The sequence below is a fragment of the Luteipulveratus mongoliensis genome, assembly GCF_001190945.1.
Classification (GTDB): Bacteria; Actinomycetota; Actinomycetes; order Actinomycetales; family Dermatophilaceae; genus Luteipulveratus; species Luteipulveratus mongoliensis.
The window spans coordinates 2374112-2391937 of the sequence record NZ_CP011112.1 but is presented as its reverse complement, the minus strand read 5'-3'; the positions used below and the strand labels follow the sequence as shown (position 1 = coordinate 2391937).

Genomic DNA, 17826 nt, shown 5'->3' with positions numbered 1-17826 from the left:
GCACAGGTCCTTTCAGAGGTCGGAGGGGCTCGACAGCGTGCCGCGCACCGCGGTGGCCGCGGCCACGAGCGGGCTCACGAGGTGCGTACGCCCGCCCTTGCCCTGCCGGCCCTCGAAGTTGCGGTTGGACGTCGACGCGCACCGCTCCCCTGGCACGAGCTGGTCGGGGTTCATGCCCAGGCACATCGAGCAACCCGCTAGCCGCCACTCGGCGCCGGCGTCGGAGAAGACCTGGTCCAGCCCTTCGCTCTCGGCCTGGAGCCGAACTCGCGCGGAGCCAGGCACGACCAGCATCCGTACGCCCTGGGCAACCTGGCGTCCCTTGATGACGTCCGCCGCTGCGCGCAGGTCCTCGATCCGACCGTTGGTGCAGGAGCCGAGGAAGACGGTGTCCACGCTGATCTCGCGTAGTGGCGTGCCGGCCTCGAGGCCCATGTAGGTGAGCGCCCGCTCCGCGGAGGCCTTGTCGCCCTCGTCACCGAACGACTCCGGGTCTGGCACGGACGCCGAGAGTGGCAGCCCCTGACCGGGATTGGTGCCCCACGTGACGAACGGTGCGAGCTGCGCGGCGTCGATGTGGACCTCGTGGTCGAACTCCGCGCCCTCGTCGGTGCGCAGCGACCGCCAGGCCTCGACCGCAGCGTCCCAGTCGTCACCGGACGGCGCGTGCGGGCGGCCCTCGAGGTAGTCGAACGTGGTGTCGTCCGGCGCGATCATGCCCGCTCGGGCACCCGCCTCGATCGACATGTTGCAGACGGTCATCCGGGCTTCCATCGACAGCTGCTCGATGGCGCTGCCGCGATATTCGAGCACGTAGCCCTGCCCGCCGCCGGTGCCGATCTCGGCGATGACCGCGAGGATGATGTCCTTGGCCGTGACCCCTGCCGGCAGGTCGCCCTCGACATTGATCGCCATCGTGCGGAACGGCTTGAGCGGCAGGGTCTGCGTCGCGAGCACGTGCTCGACCTCGCTGGTGCCGATGCCGAAAGCGAGAGCGCCGAACGCACCATGGGTCGAGGTGTGGCTGTCGCCGCAGACGATGGTCATGCCCGGCTGGGTCAGCCCGAGCTGCGGACCGATGATGTGCACGATCCCCTGCTCCGCATCACCCATCGGAAACAGCCGGACGCCGAACTCCGCGCAGTTCTTGCGCAGCGTCTCGACCTGGGTGCGGCTGACCGGGTCGGTGATCGGCCCGGGCGTCGTCGGCACGTTGTGGTCCTCGGTGGCCACCGTCTGATCCACGCGCCGTACACCCCGGCCGGCGTGCCGCAGACCGTCGAAGGCCTGCGGACTGGTCACTTCGTGCAGGAGATGGAGATCGATATAGAGGAGGTCCGGCTCTCCCGCGACGCGTCGTACGACGTGCTCGTCCCAGACCTTCTCGGCCAGCGTCCGTGGCAAGGCTCTCTCCTCTGTATGACAACGTGGCCACCCCCACGTCCAGCCCATCTTCCGCCGCTGAATTTCGCGGTGGACTTGCGTCTCGCTTCCTGAGACGTCAGTATCAAGGCATGGACAAGTCAAGCGGCGTCGGAGTTCTCGACAAGGCGGCGGTCGTGCTCTCTGCCCTGGAGGCCGGCCCCTCGACCCTTGCTCAGCTCGTGTCTTCCACCGGTCTGGCCCGCCCCACGGCCCACCGACTGGCAGTCGCACTCGAGCACCACCGGCTGGTGGCGCGCGACACCCAGGGACGATTCGTCCTCGGCCCACGCCTCGTCGAGCTCGCCTCGGCCGCAGGTGAGGACCGCCTCCTGGCCGCAGCCGGGCCCGTGCTCGGCGCGCTGCGCGACCACACCAACGAGAGCGCTCAGCTCTTCCGGCGTCAGGGTGACCAGCGCATCTGTGTCGCTGCCGCCGACCGCCCGGTCGGCCTACGCGACTCGATCCCGGTCGGCGCGACGCTGTCGATGCAGGCCGGCTCGGCCGCTCAGATCCTGCTCGCCTGGGAGGAGCCCGAGCGGCTCCACAAGGGCCTGCAGGGCGCGAAGTTCACGGCAACCATGCTGTCGGCCGTCCGTCGTCGCGGCTGGGCGCAGAGCGTCGGCGAGCGCGAGCAGGGTGTGGCCTCGGTGTCCGCTCCCGTGCGCAGCCCGTCCGGCCGCGTCATCGCCGCCGTCTCGATCTCGGGACCCATCGAGCGGGTCTCCCGCCAGCCGGGCCGCCTGCACGCCGCGACGGTGATCGCCGGCGCCAACAAGCTCACCGAGGTGCTGGCTCGCGCCGCGGCCCAGCAGGCCCAGCGCGGCGAGTCCGCCTAGGCGGTCGTCGCTCGCACCTCTGAGCCGAGTCGCTCGCGCGCGGTGTCGCCGCGACGTCGGACCGGCACGAGCGAGGTGACAGCACCAAGTCCCATGGATGGTGTCGCGTAGTAGATCGACTCGTGCCCATCGGCCGGCACCGCGTAGGTCTCGTGCCAGACCCCGACCGAGTCCGGGTGCGCCTTCGCCTGGCGGTAGAACTCCAGCCACGCCGGACGATGGACGCGATCGGTCATACCGGCATAGCGGTAGATGTCATCCGTGCTGCGCCAGTACTGGATGACGGTCGGCCCGCGGGCACCGAACAACGACCGCGCGCCCATGAAGCCGAGCCACTCCTCCTCGCCGCCCTCGGATTGCGCCTTGTTGGTGTAGAGCTCGCCCAGCATGGCCGGCATCGCGCGGAAGGCCGGCAGCCAGTGATCGGGTCGCCACGGGCGGTTGATCGTCATCCCGAGCAGGAACACCGCGATCTCACCCTCATGACTGTGGGTCTGTCGCTCGACCATGACGTCCTCCTTGATTGGATATCTTCAGTACCCATATTGGACAGTAGTACTCTCCAGTGTCAAGGAGGTCCCTTCAGATGCGCATGTCAGAGCTGTCCGCCCGGACCGACGTCCCGATCGCGACGTTGAAGTTCTACCTTCGCGAGGGCGTACTGCACGCCGGCGAACCCCTCAACCGCACGCAGGCGAGGTACGACGACTCACACGTCGAGCGCGTACGTCTCGTCCGCGCGCTGACGGACTCAGGCGGGCTCTCCATGGCCGGGGCGCTGTCGGTCATCGAGACCCTGGAGCACCCTCCACCTCTGCGTCACGACCTCCTCGGCGCCGCTCAGCACGCGCTGACCGGTGAGGCCGGCGAGTCCGCCAGTCCTGAAGCGCAGCAACGTGTTTCGCGATGGCTTGAGCAGCGGGGCTGGCAGGTCCCGCCGACGGACCCACTGCTGGGGCGACTGGCCGAACAGCTGGACGCGGCCGCCTCCGCCGGCATCGAGGTCCCCGACGAACGGCTGGACCGCTATGCCGACGGCATGGAGATCGTGGCCGGCGCCGATGTGGACTCGGTGCCGACCGAGGACGCGGACGCGCTGCGTTACGTGGTGGTCGCCACCGTCATGGTCGACCCGGTTCTGCTGACCTTGCGCCGCCTCGCCCAGCAGGACCGCAGCGCGCGCTCAGGACCGGGCGGGGGCGTCTAACCGCCCAGGGCGATCCGAACGACCTCGGTGAGGTCATCGGACGGCCAGCGCCCTCGTACGCCTGCCAGACCTTCGAGGTAGCCGACGACCTCGTCAGGCGCGAGGCCGTGGGACTCGACGAGACCGCGGGCGACGACAGCGAGGTAAGCCGCGCTCGGCGGGTTGATCGTCGGCCGCCGATCATCCGACGGGCACGTGAAGGTCACCACCGGCTCGCCGTCCACGTCTCCGACGACCAGGACCGTCTCGTAGCGTCCGTCACCGAGCACGAGGCGTCGCTGCGCCAGCAGGACGTCGAGATCGAGCAACGGGCCCGGCTCCCGGTGCATCTCCTGGGTGACGACGTCCGCCAGCTGCTCGGCGGTGATGCGATAGCCGCACGCCAACGCGTCGCCGGTCGCCTCGATGTCCAGGAAGGCGACGCCGCCGCCCCAGGTCGGCGACTCCCAGCCGAAGAACACCTCGCCGGCAAGGTGCAGTGCGCGACGGTCGGTGGGCGGGCTGGGGTCACGGGCACCCGGGTAGTCACGGGTCGCACCTGCAGGTTGCCCGCCATGGAGGTAGTGACCGAACCGAGCAGCAGAGAGGTTCGAGCCGTACGACGCGTACCAGACGTGGTCGTGCACGCCCCCAGTCTGGCTGGTCAGGCCGCGTGGGGACGCGCGTCCACGGCGGTGAGCGCAGGCGTACGACGCCGTGTCGCCAGGAGTCGTACGCCCACGCCCGCAGCCAGACCGATGCACAAGGGCGAGTAGTAGGCCGCGTCGAGGCGGCTGAAGGTGTCCGGGAGACCGGCGACGAGGTGCATCGCCTCGAACCCGACCCCTCGCGCGGCCAGGACGCCACCGAGGACCCCTCCCGCGGCACGCAGCCGCCGTGACGAGCTCGGCCGAAGGGCAGCGACAACTCCGGCCGCGCCGATCAGGCCGACACCAACAACGATGCAGGCGCCCGCCGGCGGCAACGAGCCGCTGCTGATGACGACCTCGCCGAGCTCGGCCGCCGTGCTCTTCGGCCAGGTGCTGCCAGCCGCCCAGCTGAGGTGGAGCGCGCCGATGGCCCCGAGGACCGCCGGTACGGCGAGGCGGGCCGCGCGGTCCGCGCGCTGAAGTGCGTCGCTGCTCGGCTGGCTGCTGACGGTGTTCGGCACGGCTGCTCCCAGGTGTGCGGATGGATCGACATACCAAACGGTATGGTCCGGCTCTGAGATCCGCCTCCCCCAGCGGAGGGAGCTGGAACCGCTGCATGATGGGCGCATGATGCGCCGCGAGACGTCCCTGCTCTCCATCCGGTCGGAGGGCTCGATCCTGTCGATCGGGTCGAAGGGCTCGATCCTGTCGATCGGATCCGTCGGGTCGGTGCTGTCGATCGGGTCCATCGGATCGTTCGCGTCGGCGTTCTCGATCGGGTCGTTCGCCAGCGTGGCCTCGCTGCTGTCAGCGGCCTCCGACCGGTCAGTGCTGTCGTGGCGTGCGCGGAGAGCCGTGCTGGGCGGGGATCGCGGCTGAGGCTGGGCGCCCAGGGCAGAGAAAACGGCCCCTGACCGCAAAGGTCAGAGGCCGTCTATCTCAACGTAGCCCCGACGGGATTCGAACCCGCGCTACCGCCTTGAGAGGGCGGCGTGCTAGGCCGCTACACAACGGGGCCGCGGCACTTGCTCCTGGATCAGAAAACCTCACCAGCAGCGGAGGAAACCATACCGTGGGCGGTGATTTTCTCCGAATCGCCAGCATCAAGAGCGATGCGGGCGACTAGCGCTGGGGTACCAGGACTCGAACCTAGACTAACTGAACCAGAATCAGTCGTGCTGCCAATTACACCATACCCCAAGGGGGTATCACCGAACTCGGCTCGGACGTCGCCGTCCGCCTGCGTTCTAGTGAACCGAGGGATAACCTTACCGGCCCGGTGCGTACCTCCCAAATCGGCTCGTGACGTGGCGCGATGAGCCGCCGGATGGCGCGTGCTACGAGAGCTCGATCTCGTTGAGACTGCTGATGACTCGGGCCTCGGACGGCCCCGCAGCGCGGTCCGGAGCGTGTCGGGAGACGACGTCCGCCGGCCGCCTCAGCCAGTACGCCGTGAGTCCCGCGTCCTGTGCACCGACCACATCGGCAGCCAGCTCGTCGCCGACGAACAGCACCTGGTCCGTCGACAGACCGAGCTGCTGGCAGGCGTACGCGAAGATCCGAGGGTCGGGCTTCCCGAAACCCAGGGTGTCCCGCGTGACGACCGTCACGAGCTGCTCCCCCAGGCCGGTCACGGCCAGCTTGTCCGCAGTGGCCGACTCCGAGGAGTTGGTGACGGCACCCACCACGACCTCTCGCTGCGCGCAGCGCCGCAGCAGGGGCTGCACATCGTCGTACACGTGCTGGGCGGCGTTGAAGGCCGGCCGAAAGGCCGCTTCGTACGTCGCGTGAGCGGCGTCGGGCACCGGCAGGTTGTACGCCGACGCGACCTCGGCGAGCCGCGCGGCACGCATGTCATCGAAGGCCAGGTCGCCCCTCGTGAACCGCGCGAAGTAGCCGCCGGGGTCGGCCCGAAACCGCTCGGACGCTCGCACGCACCAGTCGTCGGGCTGCTGCGGCCAGACAGCCTTCATGGCGGTGGTGCCTGCCGTGATCATCGCCCGGGTGGTGTCCAGGAGCGTGTCGTCGATATCGAGCAGCAGGCCCGTCCACCGCGGTGTCACAGCGAATCGCGCAGCCGCTCCAGCCGCTTGATCACCGAAGCCTTGCCGAGGATCTCCATCGACTCGAACAGCGGAGGCGAGATCTTCTGCCCCGAGACCGCCGTGCGCAGCGGCCCGAAGGCCAGGCGGGGCTTGATGCCCATGCCGTCGACGATCGCCTCGCGCAGCGCGGCCTCGATGCGATCGTGCGTCCACTCGACGCCGGTGCCGTCCGGCTTGCCGATGGTGCCCGAGATCGGCTCGAGCGCCTTGATGGCCGCGTCGAGGACCTCCTTGGCGCCGTCCTTGAGGCCCGCGCGTGCGTCGTCGGCGATCTCCAGGTCGGCGTCGTCGACGTAGAACGGCTTGACCAGCGGCGTCGCCTCGGTGAGCAGGTTGATGCGGGTCTGGATCTGCTCGGTGACCAGCTGGAGACGGCCGAGCTGCGGAAGGCTCGGCTGCTCGGGCAGCACACCGTCGGCGTACAGGAAGGGCAGCAACCGGCTCGCCAGGTCGCCGACCTCGAGCTCACGGATGTAGTGGCCGTTGAGCCAGCTGAGCTTGTCGAGGTTGAAGATCGCACCGGCCTTGTTGACCTTGGACCACTCGAAGCGCTGGGTGAACTCCTCGAACGAGAACACCTCGCGCTCGGTGCCGTCCGCCTCGATGACCGGCGGATAGCCCTGCAGCGCAAGGAAGTTCAGCAGCGCCTCGGGCAGGTAGCCCTGCTCCTTGAACCACGTGAGGCGAGCCCACGGGTTCTTGCGCTTGGAGATCTTGGCCTTCTTCTCATCGCGCAGCAGCGGCATGTGCGCGAACTTCGGCATGGGCAGGTCAAGCCAGCTGTAAAGCAGCCGGTGCTTGGGTGTGCTGGACATCCACTCCTGGCCGCGCACGACGTGCGTGATGGCCATCTCGTGGTCGTCCACCACGACAGCCAGGTGGTAGGTCGGGAACCCGTCAGCCTTCAGGATCACCTGGTCGTCCGGCCGCGGCGCGCTGGTGCGGCCCATGATCAGGTCGTCCCAGAAGAGGTCGACGTCGTCCGGGACGTGCATGCGGACGACCGGCTTGTCGGAGTAGCCCGGCAGCGCCGCGCGCTCCTCCTGGGTCTTGCCGTAGCAGAGGCGGTCGTAGCCGGTCGGCTGCTTGAGCGCCTGCTGCTTGTCGCGCATCTCCTTGAGCCGCTCGCTGGAGCACCAGCAGTAGTAGGCCTTGCCCTCGTCCAGCAACCGGTCGACGTACGGCTTGTAGGTGTCGAGGCGCTCAGACTGCTTGTAAGGCGCGTAGGGCCCGCCAACGTCAGGGCCTTCGTCGTGGCCGAGGCCGATCCAGGAGAGGGTGTCGTAGACCTGCTGCTCGCTGCCCTCGACCAGTCGCGCCCGGTCGGTGTCCTCGATGCGGAGGATGAACTGGCCGCCCTGCTGTCGGGCGAACGCCAGGTCGAACATCGACATGTAGGCGGTTCCGACGTGCGGGTCACCAGTGGGTGACGGGGCGATGCGGAGGCGGACAGGGCGCGAGTCTTCGGTGCTCATGATGCGCCCGATCCTAGTGCGGCGCCTCGGTCTAGCCTGACGCCATGGCGCGCAGCTTCGAGGTCACTGACCAGGTCCAGTCGTACGTCGTCGATCACGGTTCGTTTCCACCGTCACCGGTGCTGTCCCAGCTACGTGAGGACACCGCCGCGCTCGGTCGATCGTCCGGGATGCAGATCGGGCACGACGAGGGGCAGCTGCTCACCTGGCTCACCCGCCTGGTCGGGGCCCGCAACGCGATCGAGGTCGGCACGTTCACCGGCTACTCCAGCCTCTGCATCGCAGAGGGCCTCGCCGACGGGGGTCGGCTGCTGTGCTGTGACGTGAGCGAGGAGTGGACCGCGCTGGCACGGGGAGCCTGGGAGAAGGCGGGTGTCGCCGACCGGATCGAGCTGCGCATCGCGCCGGCGCTCGAGACGCTCACGGCGCTGCCGGACGAGCCGACGATCGACCTCGCGTTCATCGACGCCGACAAGGGCGGCTACGTGTCCTACTGGGACGCCCTCGTCCCGCGGATGCGTCCCGGTGGCGTCATCGCGACCGACAACACCCTGTGGTCCGGTGATGTCGTCAAGGACGACTCGAGCGACGAAACCCTCACTGCTGTCAAGGCATTCAACGACCACGTGCGCGCGGACGACCGCATGGAGACAGTCATGCTGCCGGCGTACGACGGCCTCACCCTCTCCCGTCGGCGCTGAGCTCAACCGCTGGTCGAGTAGGCGAGCCCCAAGGGGCGAGCCGTATCGAGACCCGGTGACCGCGTGCACGTTGGTCTCGATACGCCTGCGCTGGCGCTCCGGCTACTCGACCAGCGGGGTGGCTGTCGCGAGCTGGACCTGGCTGCTCAGGCCATGACCGCGATGGTGACCGACTCCTGCAACCAGGTCATGAAGTCGTAGTACGCCGCCAGCAGCATCCGCGGGTCCTCGAGCTCCTCGGCCGCCTCGAGCATCGCGTGCAGCTCTTCGCTGTCCTCGTCGGTGCGCAGCCCGAGTCGTTCGCCGAGCACGAGACGTACGTCGGACAGGGCCATCATGACCGCCTGCGCCTGACCGAGGTCCATCTCGATCTTCTCGCCGCCACGCTCGAGGTCCACGCCGACCGCACCGCCCGGCTCGCCGCCGAACGCCGCGATAGCGGTGCTGAGCCGGGTCGCCTTCTGCCGGCGCAGGTTGTCCTCCGTCATGGCCCGGAAGTCGCCCGCGAGCTGATCGTCATCGCGGCTGGCGGGTGGCAGCAGCCGCTGGAGCGCGGGGTCGCGCGACGCAACCTCCTCGGGGTCGATGGGCGCGCGGTCCCACCCACCGATCAGGTCTTGCAGCGGATCTCCGGACGAGACGTGGTCCTCGCCGCCGACGAGCTCACGGGTCTGCTCGAAGAGACTGATCACGACCTCGCGCTCCTGGGTGTCCATCCGGCCCACCACCCGAGAACCCTTACGCCTGAACGCCGTTGCCATTCCTACTCATCCTTCTGGAAGGTCGCCCAGAGGCTGTAGCCGTGCATGGCCTCGGTGTCGGTCTCCATCTTCTCGCGCGTCCCGCGCGAGACGACCACACGCCCCTCGTGGTGCACCGCCAGCATGAGCTTCTCGGCCTTCTCCTGCGAGTAGCCGAAGTAGCTCTGGAAGACCCAGGAGACGTACGACATCAGGTTGACCGGATCGTTCCAGACGATCGTCACCCACGGACGGTCCAGGCCCTCGGAGACGTTGACGTCCGTCCGGGTGTCGGTGTCGACATCCGGCGTCGCCTGCTCTGGTGGGGCTACGGACACGACTCCAACCTTAGGGTGACTGATGTGAGCCCTGAAACAACAACGCCGTACGGCCCGCAGTCTCCTGAACCTTCTGGGCGAAACTCCTCCTCCGGCCGAGGTCGCACGCTCCCCCGGTCCGGCATCGTCGTCCCGTCCAGCGCCCTCCTGACCGACCACTACGAGCTGACCATGCTGCAGGCGGCTCTGCGCAGCGGCGCCGCTCACCGCACCAGCGTGTTCGAGCTGTTCGCCCGAAGGCTGCCCGACGGGCGTCGCTACGGCATCGTTGCGGGAACCGGCCGATTCCTTGAGGCGTTGCGCGAGTTCCGTTTCGGCACAGCCGAGCTGGACGACCTGAGGAAGCGAAAGGTTGTCGACGATGCCACCCTCGAGTGGCTTGGGTCGTACCGCTTCTCCGGTGACATCTGGGGGTACGCCGAGGGCGAGGCCTACTTCCCGGGCTCCCCGATCCTCGTGGTCGAGTCCACGTTCGCCGAGGGCGTCATCCTGGAGACGGTGGCGCTGTCGATCTTCAACCACGACAGCGCGATCGCCAGCGCGGCGTCCCGGATGACGGCCGTGGCCGGCGACCGCCCGTGCATCGAGATGGGATCCCGACGCACGCACGAGCTGTCCGCGGTCGCGGCGGCGCGGGCGGCCTACATCGCCGGTTTTGCGACGACCTCAAACCTCGAGGCCGGACGCCGCTACGGCGTCCCGACGTCGGGGACGGCCGCTCACTCGTTCACGCTCCTGCACGACGACGAGCGGGAGGCGTTCCAGGCTCAGGTCGACTGCCTCGGTGCCGGCACCACTCTGCTCGTGGACACCTACGACGTCACCAACGCGGTGCAGATCGCGGTCGAGGTCGCCGGACCGGAGCTCGGTGGCGTACGGCTTGACTCCGGTGACCTGCTCGGCCAGGCCCGTGATGTGCGCGAGCAGCTCGACGGACTCGGCGCCACCAAGACGCGCATCGTGGTGACCAGCGACCTCGACGAGTACGCCATCGCCGCGCTGCAGGCCGGGCCTGTCGACGCCTACGGCGTCGGCACCCAGCTGGTCACCGGTTCAGGAGCGCCGACCGCCGGGATGGTCTACAAGCTCGTGGCGCGCGCCGACGACGCCGGCACGATGGTCGGCGTTGCCAAGGCCAGCAAGGACAAGAAGTCAGTCGGCGGCCGCAAGTACGCCCTGCGTCGCATCGACTCCCGAGGCGTCGCCGAGGCCGAGATCATCGGCATCGGCGAGCGCCCCGAGAACGACGGCAACGACCGCGAGCTGCTCGTGCCCCTGGTGAAGGGCGGCGAGATCGTCGGAGACGCCACGCTGGAGCAGGCCCGCGAGCGACACCTCGCGTCACGAAAAGAGCTGTCACGCAAGGCAATTCAGCTGTCGCGTGGCGAGCCCGTCATCCCCACGACCTATCTCGACGACCAGCCCTGACCAGCCAGCACATCCACGTCCGGGGTGATCGACCCGTCGCTGGGTACGACGATGTGCAGCTCCTGCGTGCACCGCGTCATGCAGACGTAGAGCGAGCTCCAGCCGCGCGGTCCGGCGGCCACGGCGTGCGGGTCGACCAGAACCACGGCGTCGAACTCCAGGCCCTTGCTGTCCAGCGGAGACACGAGCCGGACCTGCGCGTGGCCCTCGGCGGACGATCCCAGGGCCGCGCGGAGCGCCTCGTGCCGTCCGGGCAACGCGATGACCGCGACCTGCCCTCCGCGATAACGCTCGGACAGCTCCCTCGCGGCGTCCGTCACCTCGGTCACCAAGCGCGCTTCGAGCACCTCACGACGCGTCGGTAGCCGGTCGTTCGACCGGACCGACCGAGGCGGCTCGACCGAGCTGCCGGCCGCTGCGAGCACCGGCGCCGTACGCTCCATCACCTCCCGAGGAGTGCGATAGCTGATCGTCAGCTCCGTACGCCGCCACCGGTCTCCGAACGACGACGCCAGGGCGTCTTCCCATGACGGAGCCGAGCCCGGGGCGTACGCCTGGTTGACATCGCCCACTAGCGTGAAAGACCTTGTGGGGCAACGGCGTACGAGCATCCGCCACTGCATCGCCGAGAGCTCCTGCGCCTCATCGACGATGACGTGCCCGAACGCCCAGGTGCGGTCAGCACTCGCCCGCTCGGCGAGCGTTCGGCTGTTGTCCGCGGCTACCTCGCCTGCCCGATCCGTCTCTCCGACCAGGTCCGCGAGCTCATCCAGAAGGGCGATGTCCGGCACCGACCACGCTGCGCCCTCGGGCCGGCAGACGACCGCACGGTCGGCATCCGTGAGCTCAGGTGCGTACTCGGCGAGCACCGCGCGGTCGGCGAGGAGCCCTCCGAGGATGCGCTGAGGATCCAGGGTCGGCCACACGGAGTCGAGTTCGGCGAGCACGTCGGGACTCGTGGCCAGATCACGACGCAGGTCCGCCGCATCTTCAGCCGTCGCCACGCCGTCGACCTGGACGCCGCGGCTGCTGCTGCGGACGCCGACCACCTCCGCCTGCTTGCGCAGGCTCTTGTCGAGTTTGCCGAGGATGTCCTCGAACCCGTGCTCGACCTCCTCGAGCAGCTGGGCAGCCCGTTTGAGAGCGGCTGCAGCCAGCGCATCGATCGCCTGCTCGCGAAAGCGCTCGCGCGCCAGGTGGTGCGATGCCTGACCGGCACGGGCACGCGCCAAGATCTCTGCGACGGCGGGCTCATCGAGCGTCACGCGCTCACCGTCGTAAGGGACCTCGATGGCGCGAGAGACCGGCTGTCGCGCCTGGACGCTGCGCCGCAGCACGTCGGCCCACAGCGCGCGGCCCTTGACCTCGGCCGCGGCGGCGGTGTCGACGCGGCCGACCTCGGCACCCGGCAGCAGACGCTCGACCGTGGTCGCCACCACCTGTGTCTCCCCCAGCGATGGCAGCACCTGGTCGATGTAGTCCAGGAATGCCGGCGACGGACCGACGACCAGGACGCCTCGCTCGACCAGGTGGGTGTGGGTGAACAGGAGGTACGCCGCTCGGTGCAGTGCCACGGCGGTCTTGCCCGTGCCGGGACCGCCCTGCACCACCAGGCAGCCGCGGTGCGAGGCCCGGATGATCTCGTCCTGCTCACCCTGCAGGGTGGCGACGACGTCGCCCATCGCGCCTGTACGCCGCGCGTCCAGCGCCTCCATCAGAGCGGCCTCACCGACGAGACCGCTTGCGTCTGAGGTGTTTTCGGCGTCCAGCAGCTCGTCGTCGATGCTGAGGACGGTCCGTTGGTCAGTGCGGATGTGGCGACGACGATGCAGGCCGAGCGGCTGTGCGGCGGTCGCCGTGTAGAACGGCCGTGCCGCCGGGGCACGCCAGTCCACGAGCAACGGATCGGCGTCCTCGTCCTCACTCGGCAGCCCGATCCGGCCGATGTAGCGCTGCTCCCCCTCGTCGGTATCCACCCGCCCGAAGCAGAGCCCTCGGTCGGCGCGCTCCAGCTCCTGCTCCCGTCTGGTGAGTGCGGCGACTGCCGCGGCAGCCGTCGTACGGTCCGCTTCGTCGTGGGCCGTTGCGAGGTGGGCGGCCCGGTCGCGAGCCACGGTCCCGATGAGGCTGTCGCGGCGGTCGAAGAGCTCGTCCAGATGCTGCTGCTCGCGCTCCAGCTCTGCGTGTGCCTGATCAACGGTTGACATTCGGTCAGCCATATGGCCCCATTCGTACGTTGTACGGTTACAGTGCAGAAGGCCACAACGCCGATGCCAGCCAGGATGTTCCCCATGCCGCGCAAGAGCACCAGACCAGCCGATACCGTCCGCCTGCTCGAGCTGCTCTGGACGCCGTCGGAAGCGGTCGGTCGGTCCGGGGTATCGCTGGAGGCAGTCACCGAGGCGGCCGTCACGGTGGCCGACGCCGACGGCCTGGAAGCGGTCACCATGCGACGAGTGGCGCAGGAGGTCGGGATCGGCGCGATGTCGCTCTACACCTACGTGCCGGGGCGGCCCGAGCTCGTTGAGCTGATGCTCGACTCCGCCGCCTCTCGCGTGTACGCCGACCGCCCGCTGCCCGCAGATCAGGGCGGCTGGCGCGCCGGTATCGAGTACGTCGTGTGGTCCAACTGGGACAACCTGCGCGAGCATCCATGGGTGACCGACGTGCCGCCTGGTCGGCCCCTGCTCGGTCCGGGTGTGTCCATCAAGTTCGAGCACGAGATCCAGCCGCTCGACGGCATCGGACTGGACGATCACGCGATGAACCACCTGCTCACGACGGTCCTGTCCATGACGTCGGAGGCCGCGCGCTGGCAGGCGGGGTTGGACCGCATCCGGGACGAGACCGAGCTCACCGATGAGGAGTGGTGGCGGACTGCCGAACCCGTCCTCACCCGCGCGATGGAGGGCCTGCACCTGCCCATCGCGGCCCGGGTCGGCGAGACGGTCGCCTCGGCCGGTGAGCCCGAGGCGTCGCTGAGGTACGGCCTGGGTCACCTTCTCGACGGCGTCGCCGCCACCCTCTGACCTCCTGCACAAATTGACGTCGGTAGCACGCATGCGTGCTACCGACGTCAATTTGTGGAGGACTGGCCCTGGTCGGTCAGCTGGTGACGTCCCGGCGGTTGACCAGGAAGGCGATGACGCCGATCAGGATCACGCCGTACGCCGCCAAGGTGCCGTAGAGCGCCGTGTTGCTGATCGAGATCGTCAGCGAGTCGGGCGCCACCACGTAGCGCAGCAGCAGACCGGGGAACCAGCGCTGGCCGAAGTCGAGCGAGTCACCGAGCAGGTTCTCGATCGGACCGGCCCACAGGACCGCGGCAGCCAGGCCGACCGGCACCGAGCGCGTGATCATGCCGACTGCGGTGCCGAGCAGCGCCCAGCCGATCCCGAAGCCCATCACCCGCAGGAAGTCCTCCCCGGCGATGCGCCATGACTCAGCGTCCATCCAGCTCGCCGTCTCGACGCCCTGACCCGGTGCGACCAGGATCGCCGTGATCCAGCCGACCACGAACAGCGTCGCAACGATGATCGCCAGACCGACGATGCGAGCCGCGAACGTCCCGATGGCCAATGACGTACGACCGGGGTGGTGCAGCAGCGCTGCCCGCCAGGTGCCCTTCGCGAAGGCGTTCGCCGACATCCCGACGAACAGCGCCAGCAGCAGGACCGAGGAGAATGACGCGGCCCTGGCCGGCGCGGCCGTCGCGCCGCCGGCCTGGGACAGCGACTGGATGCTGAACGGGCCGCGAGCCTCGGCGGTCATGATGAGCGCCAGGGTGACGACGGCGGCGTACACCACGGTCGTGAGCAGGGCCGGGCCCCACACGCGACGCTGCCCGAAGCGGGACCACTCGGCGAGGAATGCTCCCCCGCGCAGCGATGTCGTCTTGGTGGTGGATGCGACGCGCGTCGGCGCCGTCTCGGTGATGCTCATGACTCACTTCCATTTCCGACGAGCTCGAGGACGCGGTCCTCGAGCGTCTGACGCTGGTGGTGCAGCTCGGTCAGAGTGATGCCGGCTGCGTGTGCGGTCTGGTTGATGTGGGCTGCGAGCTCGGTCGGGTCGGTCTCGCCGATCGTGACCTCCGTGGCCGGACCGGACAGTGTGGCCACGAAGCCCTGCGCGACGAGCAGCTCGTGCAGGTTGCCGCTCGACCCGTTAGCCGCGACCCGGATGACGTCCCGGCGTGCGGTCGGGAGGCCGTCCATCGCGCCCTGGTAGCGCAGGCCGCCCTTGTCGATGACGACGAGGTTGTCGCAGACGTGCTCGAGCTCGGCCAGCAGGTGCGAGGAGACGAGGACCGTACGCCCGTCCTCCGCGATCCGCCGGACGAGGTTGCGGATGTCCCGCATCCCTTGCGGGTCAACGCCGTTCGTCGGCTCGTCGAGGATGACCAGCTCCGGGTCGCCCAGCAGCGCAGCGGCGATGCCGAGGCGCTGCTTCATGCCGAGGGAGTACGCGCCGTAACGGTCCTCGCCGCGATCCCCGAGACCCACGAGGTCCAGCAGCTCCTGGACCTTGGACGGATCGTGCTTGCCGAGACGGACGAGGTTGCGCAGGTTGTCGTACCCGCTCATGGAGGTGTGGAAGGCCGGGCTCTCGATCAGCGCGCCGACCTGGCCGAGGTAGGCCTTCGGGTGGTGGAGGTCGTGGCCGAGCACCTCGCCCTCACCCGCCGTCGGGCGGACCAGGCCGAGCAGCATGGACATGACCGTGGTCTTGCCGGCGCCGTTGGGGCCGATCAGACCGGTGACGGAGCCACGCGGGATCCGCAGGGAGACATCGTCGACGACGGTACGACGGCCGTAACGCTTGGTCAGGCCTGTCACCGCCACCGCATCGTGGAGTCGTTGAGTGCTCATGTGAAGAGACTCCCGCCGGGCGGTGGTCGCGCACGTCGGTCAGGTGTCGACTTGCGGTGTACGTCAGGTGTTGAGGCGGGCGAGCGTCATCACTACCCCGCCACAACAGCCACTGCCCCGGGTGAGACGACCGGTCATCTCACCCGGGGCAGTGCGCGAAGTGGCGGGGTAGTCGGGTCAGTTCGGCGGCGTGGCTAGACCGTGCTGGTAGGCGAGGACGACCAGCTGAGCGCGGTCGCGGGCGTACATCTTGGTCATCGCGCGGCTGACGTGCGTGCGTACGGTCGCCTGGCTGACGAACCACTGACCGGCGATCTCCTCATTGGAGAGCCCCTGAGCAACGAGGCCGACGACCTCTCGCTCGCGATCGGTCAGGTGCTTGGCCAAGTCGGACGGCGCCGTCGGCGAACCCGCGGAAACCCTTGGGCCCTGGGCAAACTGGTGGATCAGGCGTCGGGTGACCCCGGGCGACAGCAGCGCCTCACCGGCCGCGACGACCCGGACCGCACGGACCAGCTCGTCCGGGTCGGTGTGCTTGACGAGGAAGCCGCTGGCTCCGAGGCGCAACGCCTCGAAGACGTACTCGTCGAGGTCGAAGGTCGTGAGCACCAGGACGCGGACCGCGGCCAGATCCGGGTCCTCGGTGATCTGCCGGGTGGCTTCGAGCCCGTCGAGACCCGGCATCCGGATGTCCATGAGGATGACGTCCGGCCGCAGCTCGCGAGCCGACCGGACGGCCTCCTCGCCGTTGGTCGCCTCGGCCACCACCTCGATATCGTCCTCGAGACCGACCAAGGTCGCGAATCCCCTTCGTACCAAAGCCTGGTCGTCAGCGACAACGACGCGAATTGGGCCGGTTCGGATCGCCGAAGCGGCATCGTCCGACTCGGGTGTCACGGGTTGGTCCATCGGCCGACGACCTCGAATCCTCTTGGCTGGGTAGGCCCGTGATGCAGTGTGCCACCGGAGGCGACCACACGCTCGCGCATGCCGAGCAGCCCGTGTCCTGAGCCCTGCACCTGCTCACCCGCGCGCAGCGGGTCTCCCCCGTCGTCACGCACACTCACGACGAGCCCGTCACGCTGGTCGATGGTGACGCGCACCCGCGAACCCGGTGCGTACCGCGTGGCGTTGGTGAGGGCTTCCTGCACCAGCCGGTACGCCGCCGTGCCGGCTTCGGGGCCGACTGCGGCATCCGGCCCCAGCCGTTCGACGTCGATGTGCAGCCCGCCTCCGCGTGCCTGCTCCACGAGCCCGACGACATCGGCCAGACCACGGTCCGGCGCAGTGGGTGTGTCATCCGTTGCCCGCAGCGAGCGAACGATGTCGGTCAGGTCGATCAGCGCACTACGACTGGTCTCACGGATCGCGGACGCCGCCGTCACCGCGGCCTCCGGGTCGCGACGAGCCATCCGCTCCGCGATCGAGGCCTGCACATTGATCGCGGTCAGAGCGTGCGCGACGCTGTCGTGCAGGTCACGAGCCAGTCCGAGCTGTTGCTCGACCAACGTCTGCTGCTGCTGGCGTCGCTGGGTCTCGCGGTGGGCTGCGGCCCGCTCGCGCCGGGCCCGCAGGACCTCGGCCACCAGCACGGCCGCACCGGTCCAGCCGATGAACCCCACGAACGCGGAGTAGTCGTCCCAGTCACCCGCAAGGACCGTCCCGAGCGTCATCGCCGCCAGGTAGGCGCCGGCCACGTAGTACAGCTCACGCCGCGGCCGGACGAACCCGAAGGTCAAGACCGCCAAGGGTCCTGGCAGATAGGCGGGGCCGCCCGGATAGTTCATGAAGGCGTACGTCGCCATGGCCAAGCCGGCGACGGCGACCATGAGGTACGGCTGGACCCAGCGCAGCAGCAGCGACCACGCACCGATGAGGCCAAGGGCGATCGCGAGGCCGTCGATCTTCTGGCCACTCGCGGAAGCGGGAATGTGCTCGGCCGACCCGAGGACTCCGCCGGAGATGACGAAAGCCGCCAGGATCGCGGCAGGCAGCGACTCCCACCATGAACGTTCACTCATGCCGGTCACTGTAGGAAGCCGCGAGGGCCGACCGAGTCATACAGGCGTTG

General features: G+C 69.0%; 19 protein-coding genes and 2 tRNA genes. 6 read left to right on the top strand and 15 right to left on the bottom strand.

All coding sequences use genetic code 11. The features are described from left to right. Positions 1 to 12 precede the first annotated feature (12 nt). A complete protein-coding gene (leuC, locus tag VV02_RS11430) occupies positions 13 to 1404 on the bottom strand; it encodes a 3-isopropylmalate dehydratase large subunit (protein WP_218917398.1) in 1392 nt (463 codons plus the stop codon). Positions 1405 to 1514: 110 nt separating this feature from the next. Here leuC and VV02_RS11425 point away from each other — a divergent pair, with 110 nt between their 5' ends. Then, the gene (locus VV02_RS11425; protein ID WP_052591666.1) at positions 1515 to 2261 is read left to right on the top strand and encodes an IclR family transcriptional regulator; all 747 of its coding nucleotides are present in this window, start codon (positions 1515 to 1517) and stop codon (positions 2259 to 2261) included. Here the strand turns inward: VV02_RS11425 and VV02_RS11420 are convergent. Next, complete coding sequence (locus tag VV02_RS11420; protein ID WP_052591665.1) at positions 2258 to 2770, bottom strand: DUF4188 domain-containing protein; 513 nt, start codon at positions 2768 to 2770, stop codon at positions 2258 to 2260. The two genes, VV02_RS11425 and VV02_RS11420, sit on opposite strands and share 4 nt — an antisense overlap. Positions 2771 to 2847: 77 nt before the next feature. Between VV02_RS11420 and VV02_RS11415 the strand changes: the two genes are divergently transcribed. Beyond that, a complete protein-coding gene (locus tag VV02_RS11415) occupies positions 2848 to 3468 on the top strand; it encodes a MerR family transcriptional regulator (RefSeq protein WP_052591664.1) in 621 nt (206 codons plus the stop codon). Here the strand turns inward: VV02_RS11415 and VV02_RS11410 are convergent. After that, positions 3465 to 4094 (bottom strand): hypothetical protein, encoded by a 630-nt coding sequence (locus VV02_RS11410; RefSeq protein WP_052591663.1) that lies wholly within the window; start codon positions 4092 to 4094, stop codon positions 3465 to 3467. The two genes, VV02_RS11415 and VV02_RS11410, sit on opposite strands and share 4 nt — an antisense overlap. Before the next feature lie 17 nt (positions 4095 to 4111). Continuing rightward, a complete protein-coding gene (locus tag VV02_RS11405; protein ID WP_052591662.1) occupies positions 4112 to 4618 on the bottom strand; it encodes a DUF3995 domain-containing protein in 507 nt (168 codons plus the stop codon). 106 nt (positions 4619 to 4724) lie between these two features. On the opposite strand from VV02_RS11405, the gene VV02_RS11400 reads away from it, so the two are divergent. Further along, complete coding sequence (locus tag VV02_RS11400; protein ID WP_052591661.1) at positions 4725 to 4976, top strand: hypothetical protein; 252 nt, start codon at positions 4725 to 4727, stop codon at positions 4974 to 4976. 66 nt (positions 4977 to 5042) lie between these two features. Here the strand turns inward: VV02_RS11400 and VV02_RS11395 are convergent. The 4 genes from VV02_RS11395 to gltX form a co-directional block, all read right to left on the bottom strand. After that, positions 5043 to 5115, bottom strand: a tRNA-Glu gene (locus VV02_RS11395). A 110-nt stretch (positions 5116 to 5225) separates the two neighbouring features. After that, positions 5226 to 5297, bottom strand: a tRNA-Gln gene (locus VV02_RS11390). A gap of 137 nt (positions 5298 to 5434) precedes the next feature. Then, positions 5435 to 6160, bottom strand: a complete 726-nt coding sequence (locus VV02_RS11385) for an HAD family hydrolase (protein WP_052591660.1) — start codon at positions 6158 to 6160, stop codon at positions 5435 to 5437. Continuing rightward, positions 6157 to 7677 carry a glutamate--tRNA ligase gene (gltX, locus tag VV02_RS11380; RefSeq protein WP_083450089.1) on the bottom strand — a complete coding sequence of 507 codons (1521 nt, stop codon included), beginning with the start codon at positions 7675 to 7677 and terminating at the stop codon, positions 6157 to 6159. Before gltX ends, VV02_RS11385 begins: the two co-directional genes overlap by 4 nt. 44 nt (positions 7678 to 7721) lie before the next feature. On the opposite strand from gltX, the gene VV02_RS11375 reads away from it, so the two are divergent. Beyond that, positions 7722 to 8378, top strand: coding sequence for an O-methyltransferase (locus VV02_RS11375; protein WP_052591659.1), 657 nt, complete (start codon positions 7722 to 7724; stop codon positions 8376 to 8378). Positions 8379 to 8524: 146 nt separating this feature from the next. Here the strand turns inward: VV02_RS11375 and VV02_RS11370 are convergent, their stop codons facing one another. Together VV02_RS11370 and clpS are read right to left on the bottom strand one after the other, a co-directional pair. Then, positions 8525 to 9139 carry a DUF2017 domain-containing protein gene (locus VV02_RS11370; RefSeq protein ID WP_083450088.1) on the bottom strand — a complete coding sequence of 205 codons (615 nt, stop codon included), beginning with the start codon at positions 9137 to 9139 and terminating at the stop codon, positions 8525 to 8527. A gap of 2 nt (positions 9140 to 9141) precedes the next feature. Beyond that, positions 9142 to 9456: an ATP-dependent Clp protease adapter ClpS gene (gene clpS, locus VV02_RS26905; RefSeq protein ID WP_052591657.1), complete on the bottom strand. Its 315-nt coding sequence runs from the start codon at positions 9454 to 9456 to the stop codon at positions 9142 to 9144. 123 nt (positions 9457 to 9579) lie between these two features. On the opposite strand from clpS, the gene VV02_RS11360 reads away from it, so the two are divergent. Further along, positions 9580 to 10884, top strand: a complete 1305-nt coding sequence (locus VV02_RS11360; RefSeq protein ID WP_281177339.1) for a nicotinate phosphoribosyltransferase — start codon at positions 9580 to 9582, stop codon at positions 10882 to 10884. Here the strand turns inward: VV02_RS11360 and VV02_RS11355 are convergent. Continuing rightward, positions 10863 to 13091, bottom strand: coding sequence for a HelD family protein (locus VV02_RS11355; protein ID WP_157063373.1), 2229 nt, complete (start codon positions 13089 to 13091; stop codon positions 10863 to 10865). The genes VV02_RS11360 and VV02_RS11355 overlap by 22 nt on opposite strands. An 84-nt stretch (positions 13092 to 13175) precedes the next feature. On the opposite strand from VV02_RS11355, the gene VV02_RS11350 reads away from it, so the two are divergent. Continuing rightward, positions 13176 to 13913: a TetR/AcrR family transcriptional regulator gene (locus VV02_RS11350; RefSeq protein ID WP_052591655.1), complete on the top strand. Its 738-nt coding sequence runs from the start codon at positions 13176 to 13178 to the stop codon at positions 13911 to 13913. Positions 13914 to 13989: 76 nt separating this feature from the next. On the opposite strand, the gene VV02_RS11345 is transcribed toward VV02_RS11350, so the two are convergent. The 4 genes from VV02_RS11345 to VV02_RS11330 form a co-directional block, all read right to left on the bottom strand. Then, positions 13990 to 14826 carry a hypothetical protein gene (locus tag VV02_RS11345; protein WP_052591654.1) on the bottom strand — a complete coding sequence of 279 codons (837 nt, stop codon included), beginning with the start codon at positions 14824 to 14826 and terminating at the stop codon, positions 13990 to 13992. Beyond that, positions 14823 to 15755, bottom strand: coding sequence for an ABC transporter ATP-binding protein (locus VV02_RS11340; RefSeq protein ID WP_052591653.1), 933 nt, complete (start codon positions 15753 to 15755; stop codon positions 14823 to 14825). The genes VV02_RS11345 and VV02_RS11340 overlap by 4 nt, the downstream gene beginning before the upstream one ends. 177 nt (positions 15756 to 15932) lie before the next feature. Next, complete coding sequence (locus tag VV02_RS11335) at positions 15933 to 16664, bottom strand: response regulator (RefSeq protein ID WP_052591652.1); 732 nt, start codon at positions 16662 to 16664, stop codon at positions 15933 to 15935. Then, the gene (locus VV02_RS11330; protein ID WP_052591651.1) at positions 16649 to 17776 is read right to left on the bottom strand and encodes a sensor histidine kinase; all 1128 of its coding nucleotides are present in this window, start codon (positions 17774 to 17776) and stop codon (positions 16649 to 16651) included. Before VV02_RS11330 ends, VV02_RS11335 begins: the two co-directional genes overlap by 16 nt. Positions 17777 to 17826: the final 50 nt, after the last annotated feature.

Coding starts and splice junctions, on each gene's coding strand:
- VV02_RS11425 (WP_052591666.1), top strand. CDS start 1,515: ATGGACAAGTCAAGCGGCGTCGGAGTTCTCGACAAGGCGGCGGTCGTG.
- VV02_RS11420 (WP_052591665.1), bottom strand. CDS start 2,770: ATGGTCGAGCGACAGACCCACAGTCATGAGGGTGAGATCGCGGTGTTC.
- VV02_RS11415 (WP_052591664.1), top strand. CDS start 2,848: ATGCGCATGTCAGAGCTGTCCGCCCGGACCGACGTCCCGATCGCGACG.
- VV02_RS11400 (WP_052591661.1), top strand. CDS start 4,725: ATGATGCGCCGCGAGACGTCCCTGCTCTCCATCCGGTCGGAGGGCTCG.
- gltX (WP_083450089.1), bottom strand. CDS start 7,677: ATGAGCACCGAAGACTCGCGCCCTGTCCGCCTCCGCATCGCCCCGTCA.
- VV02_RS11375 (WP_052591659.1), top strand. CDS start 7,722: ATGGCGCGCAGCTTCGAGGTCACTGACCAGGTCCAGTCGTACGTCGTC.
- VV02_RS11370 (WP_083450088.1), bottom strand. CDS start 9,139: ATGGCAACGGCGTTCAGGCGTAAGGGTTCTCGGGTGGTGGGCCGGATG.
- VV02_RS11355 (WP_157063373.1), bottom strand. CDS start 13,091: ATGTCAACCGTTGATCAGGCACACGCAGAGCTGGAGCGCGAGCAGCAG.
- VV02_RS11350 (WP_052591655.1), top strand. CDS start 13,176: ATGCCGCGCAAGAGCACCAGACCAGCCGATACCGTCCGCCTGCTCGAG.
- VV02_RS11345 (WP_052591654.1), bottom strand. CDS start 14,826: ATGAGCATCACCGAGACGGCGCCGACGCGCGTCGCATCCACCACCAAG.
- VV02_RS11340 (WP_052591653.1), bottom strand. CDS start 15,755: ATGAGCACTCAACGACTCCACGATGCGGTGGCGGTGACAGGCCTGACC.
- VV02_RS11335 (WP_052591652.1), bottom strand. CDS start 16,664: ATGGACCAACCCGTGACACCCGAGTCGGACGATGCCGCTTCGGCGATC.
- VV02_RS11330 (WP_052591651.1), bottom strand. CDS start 17,776: ATGAGTGAACGTTCATGGTGGGAGTCGCTGCCTGCCGCGATCCTGGCG.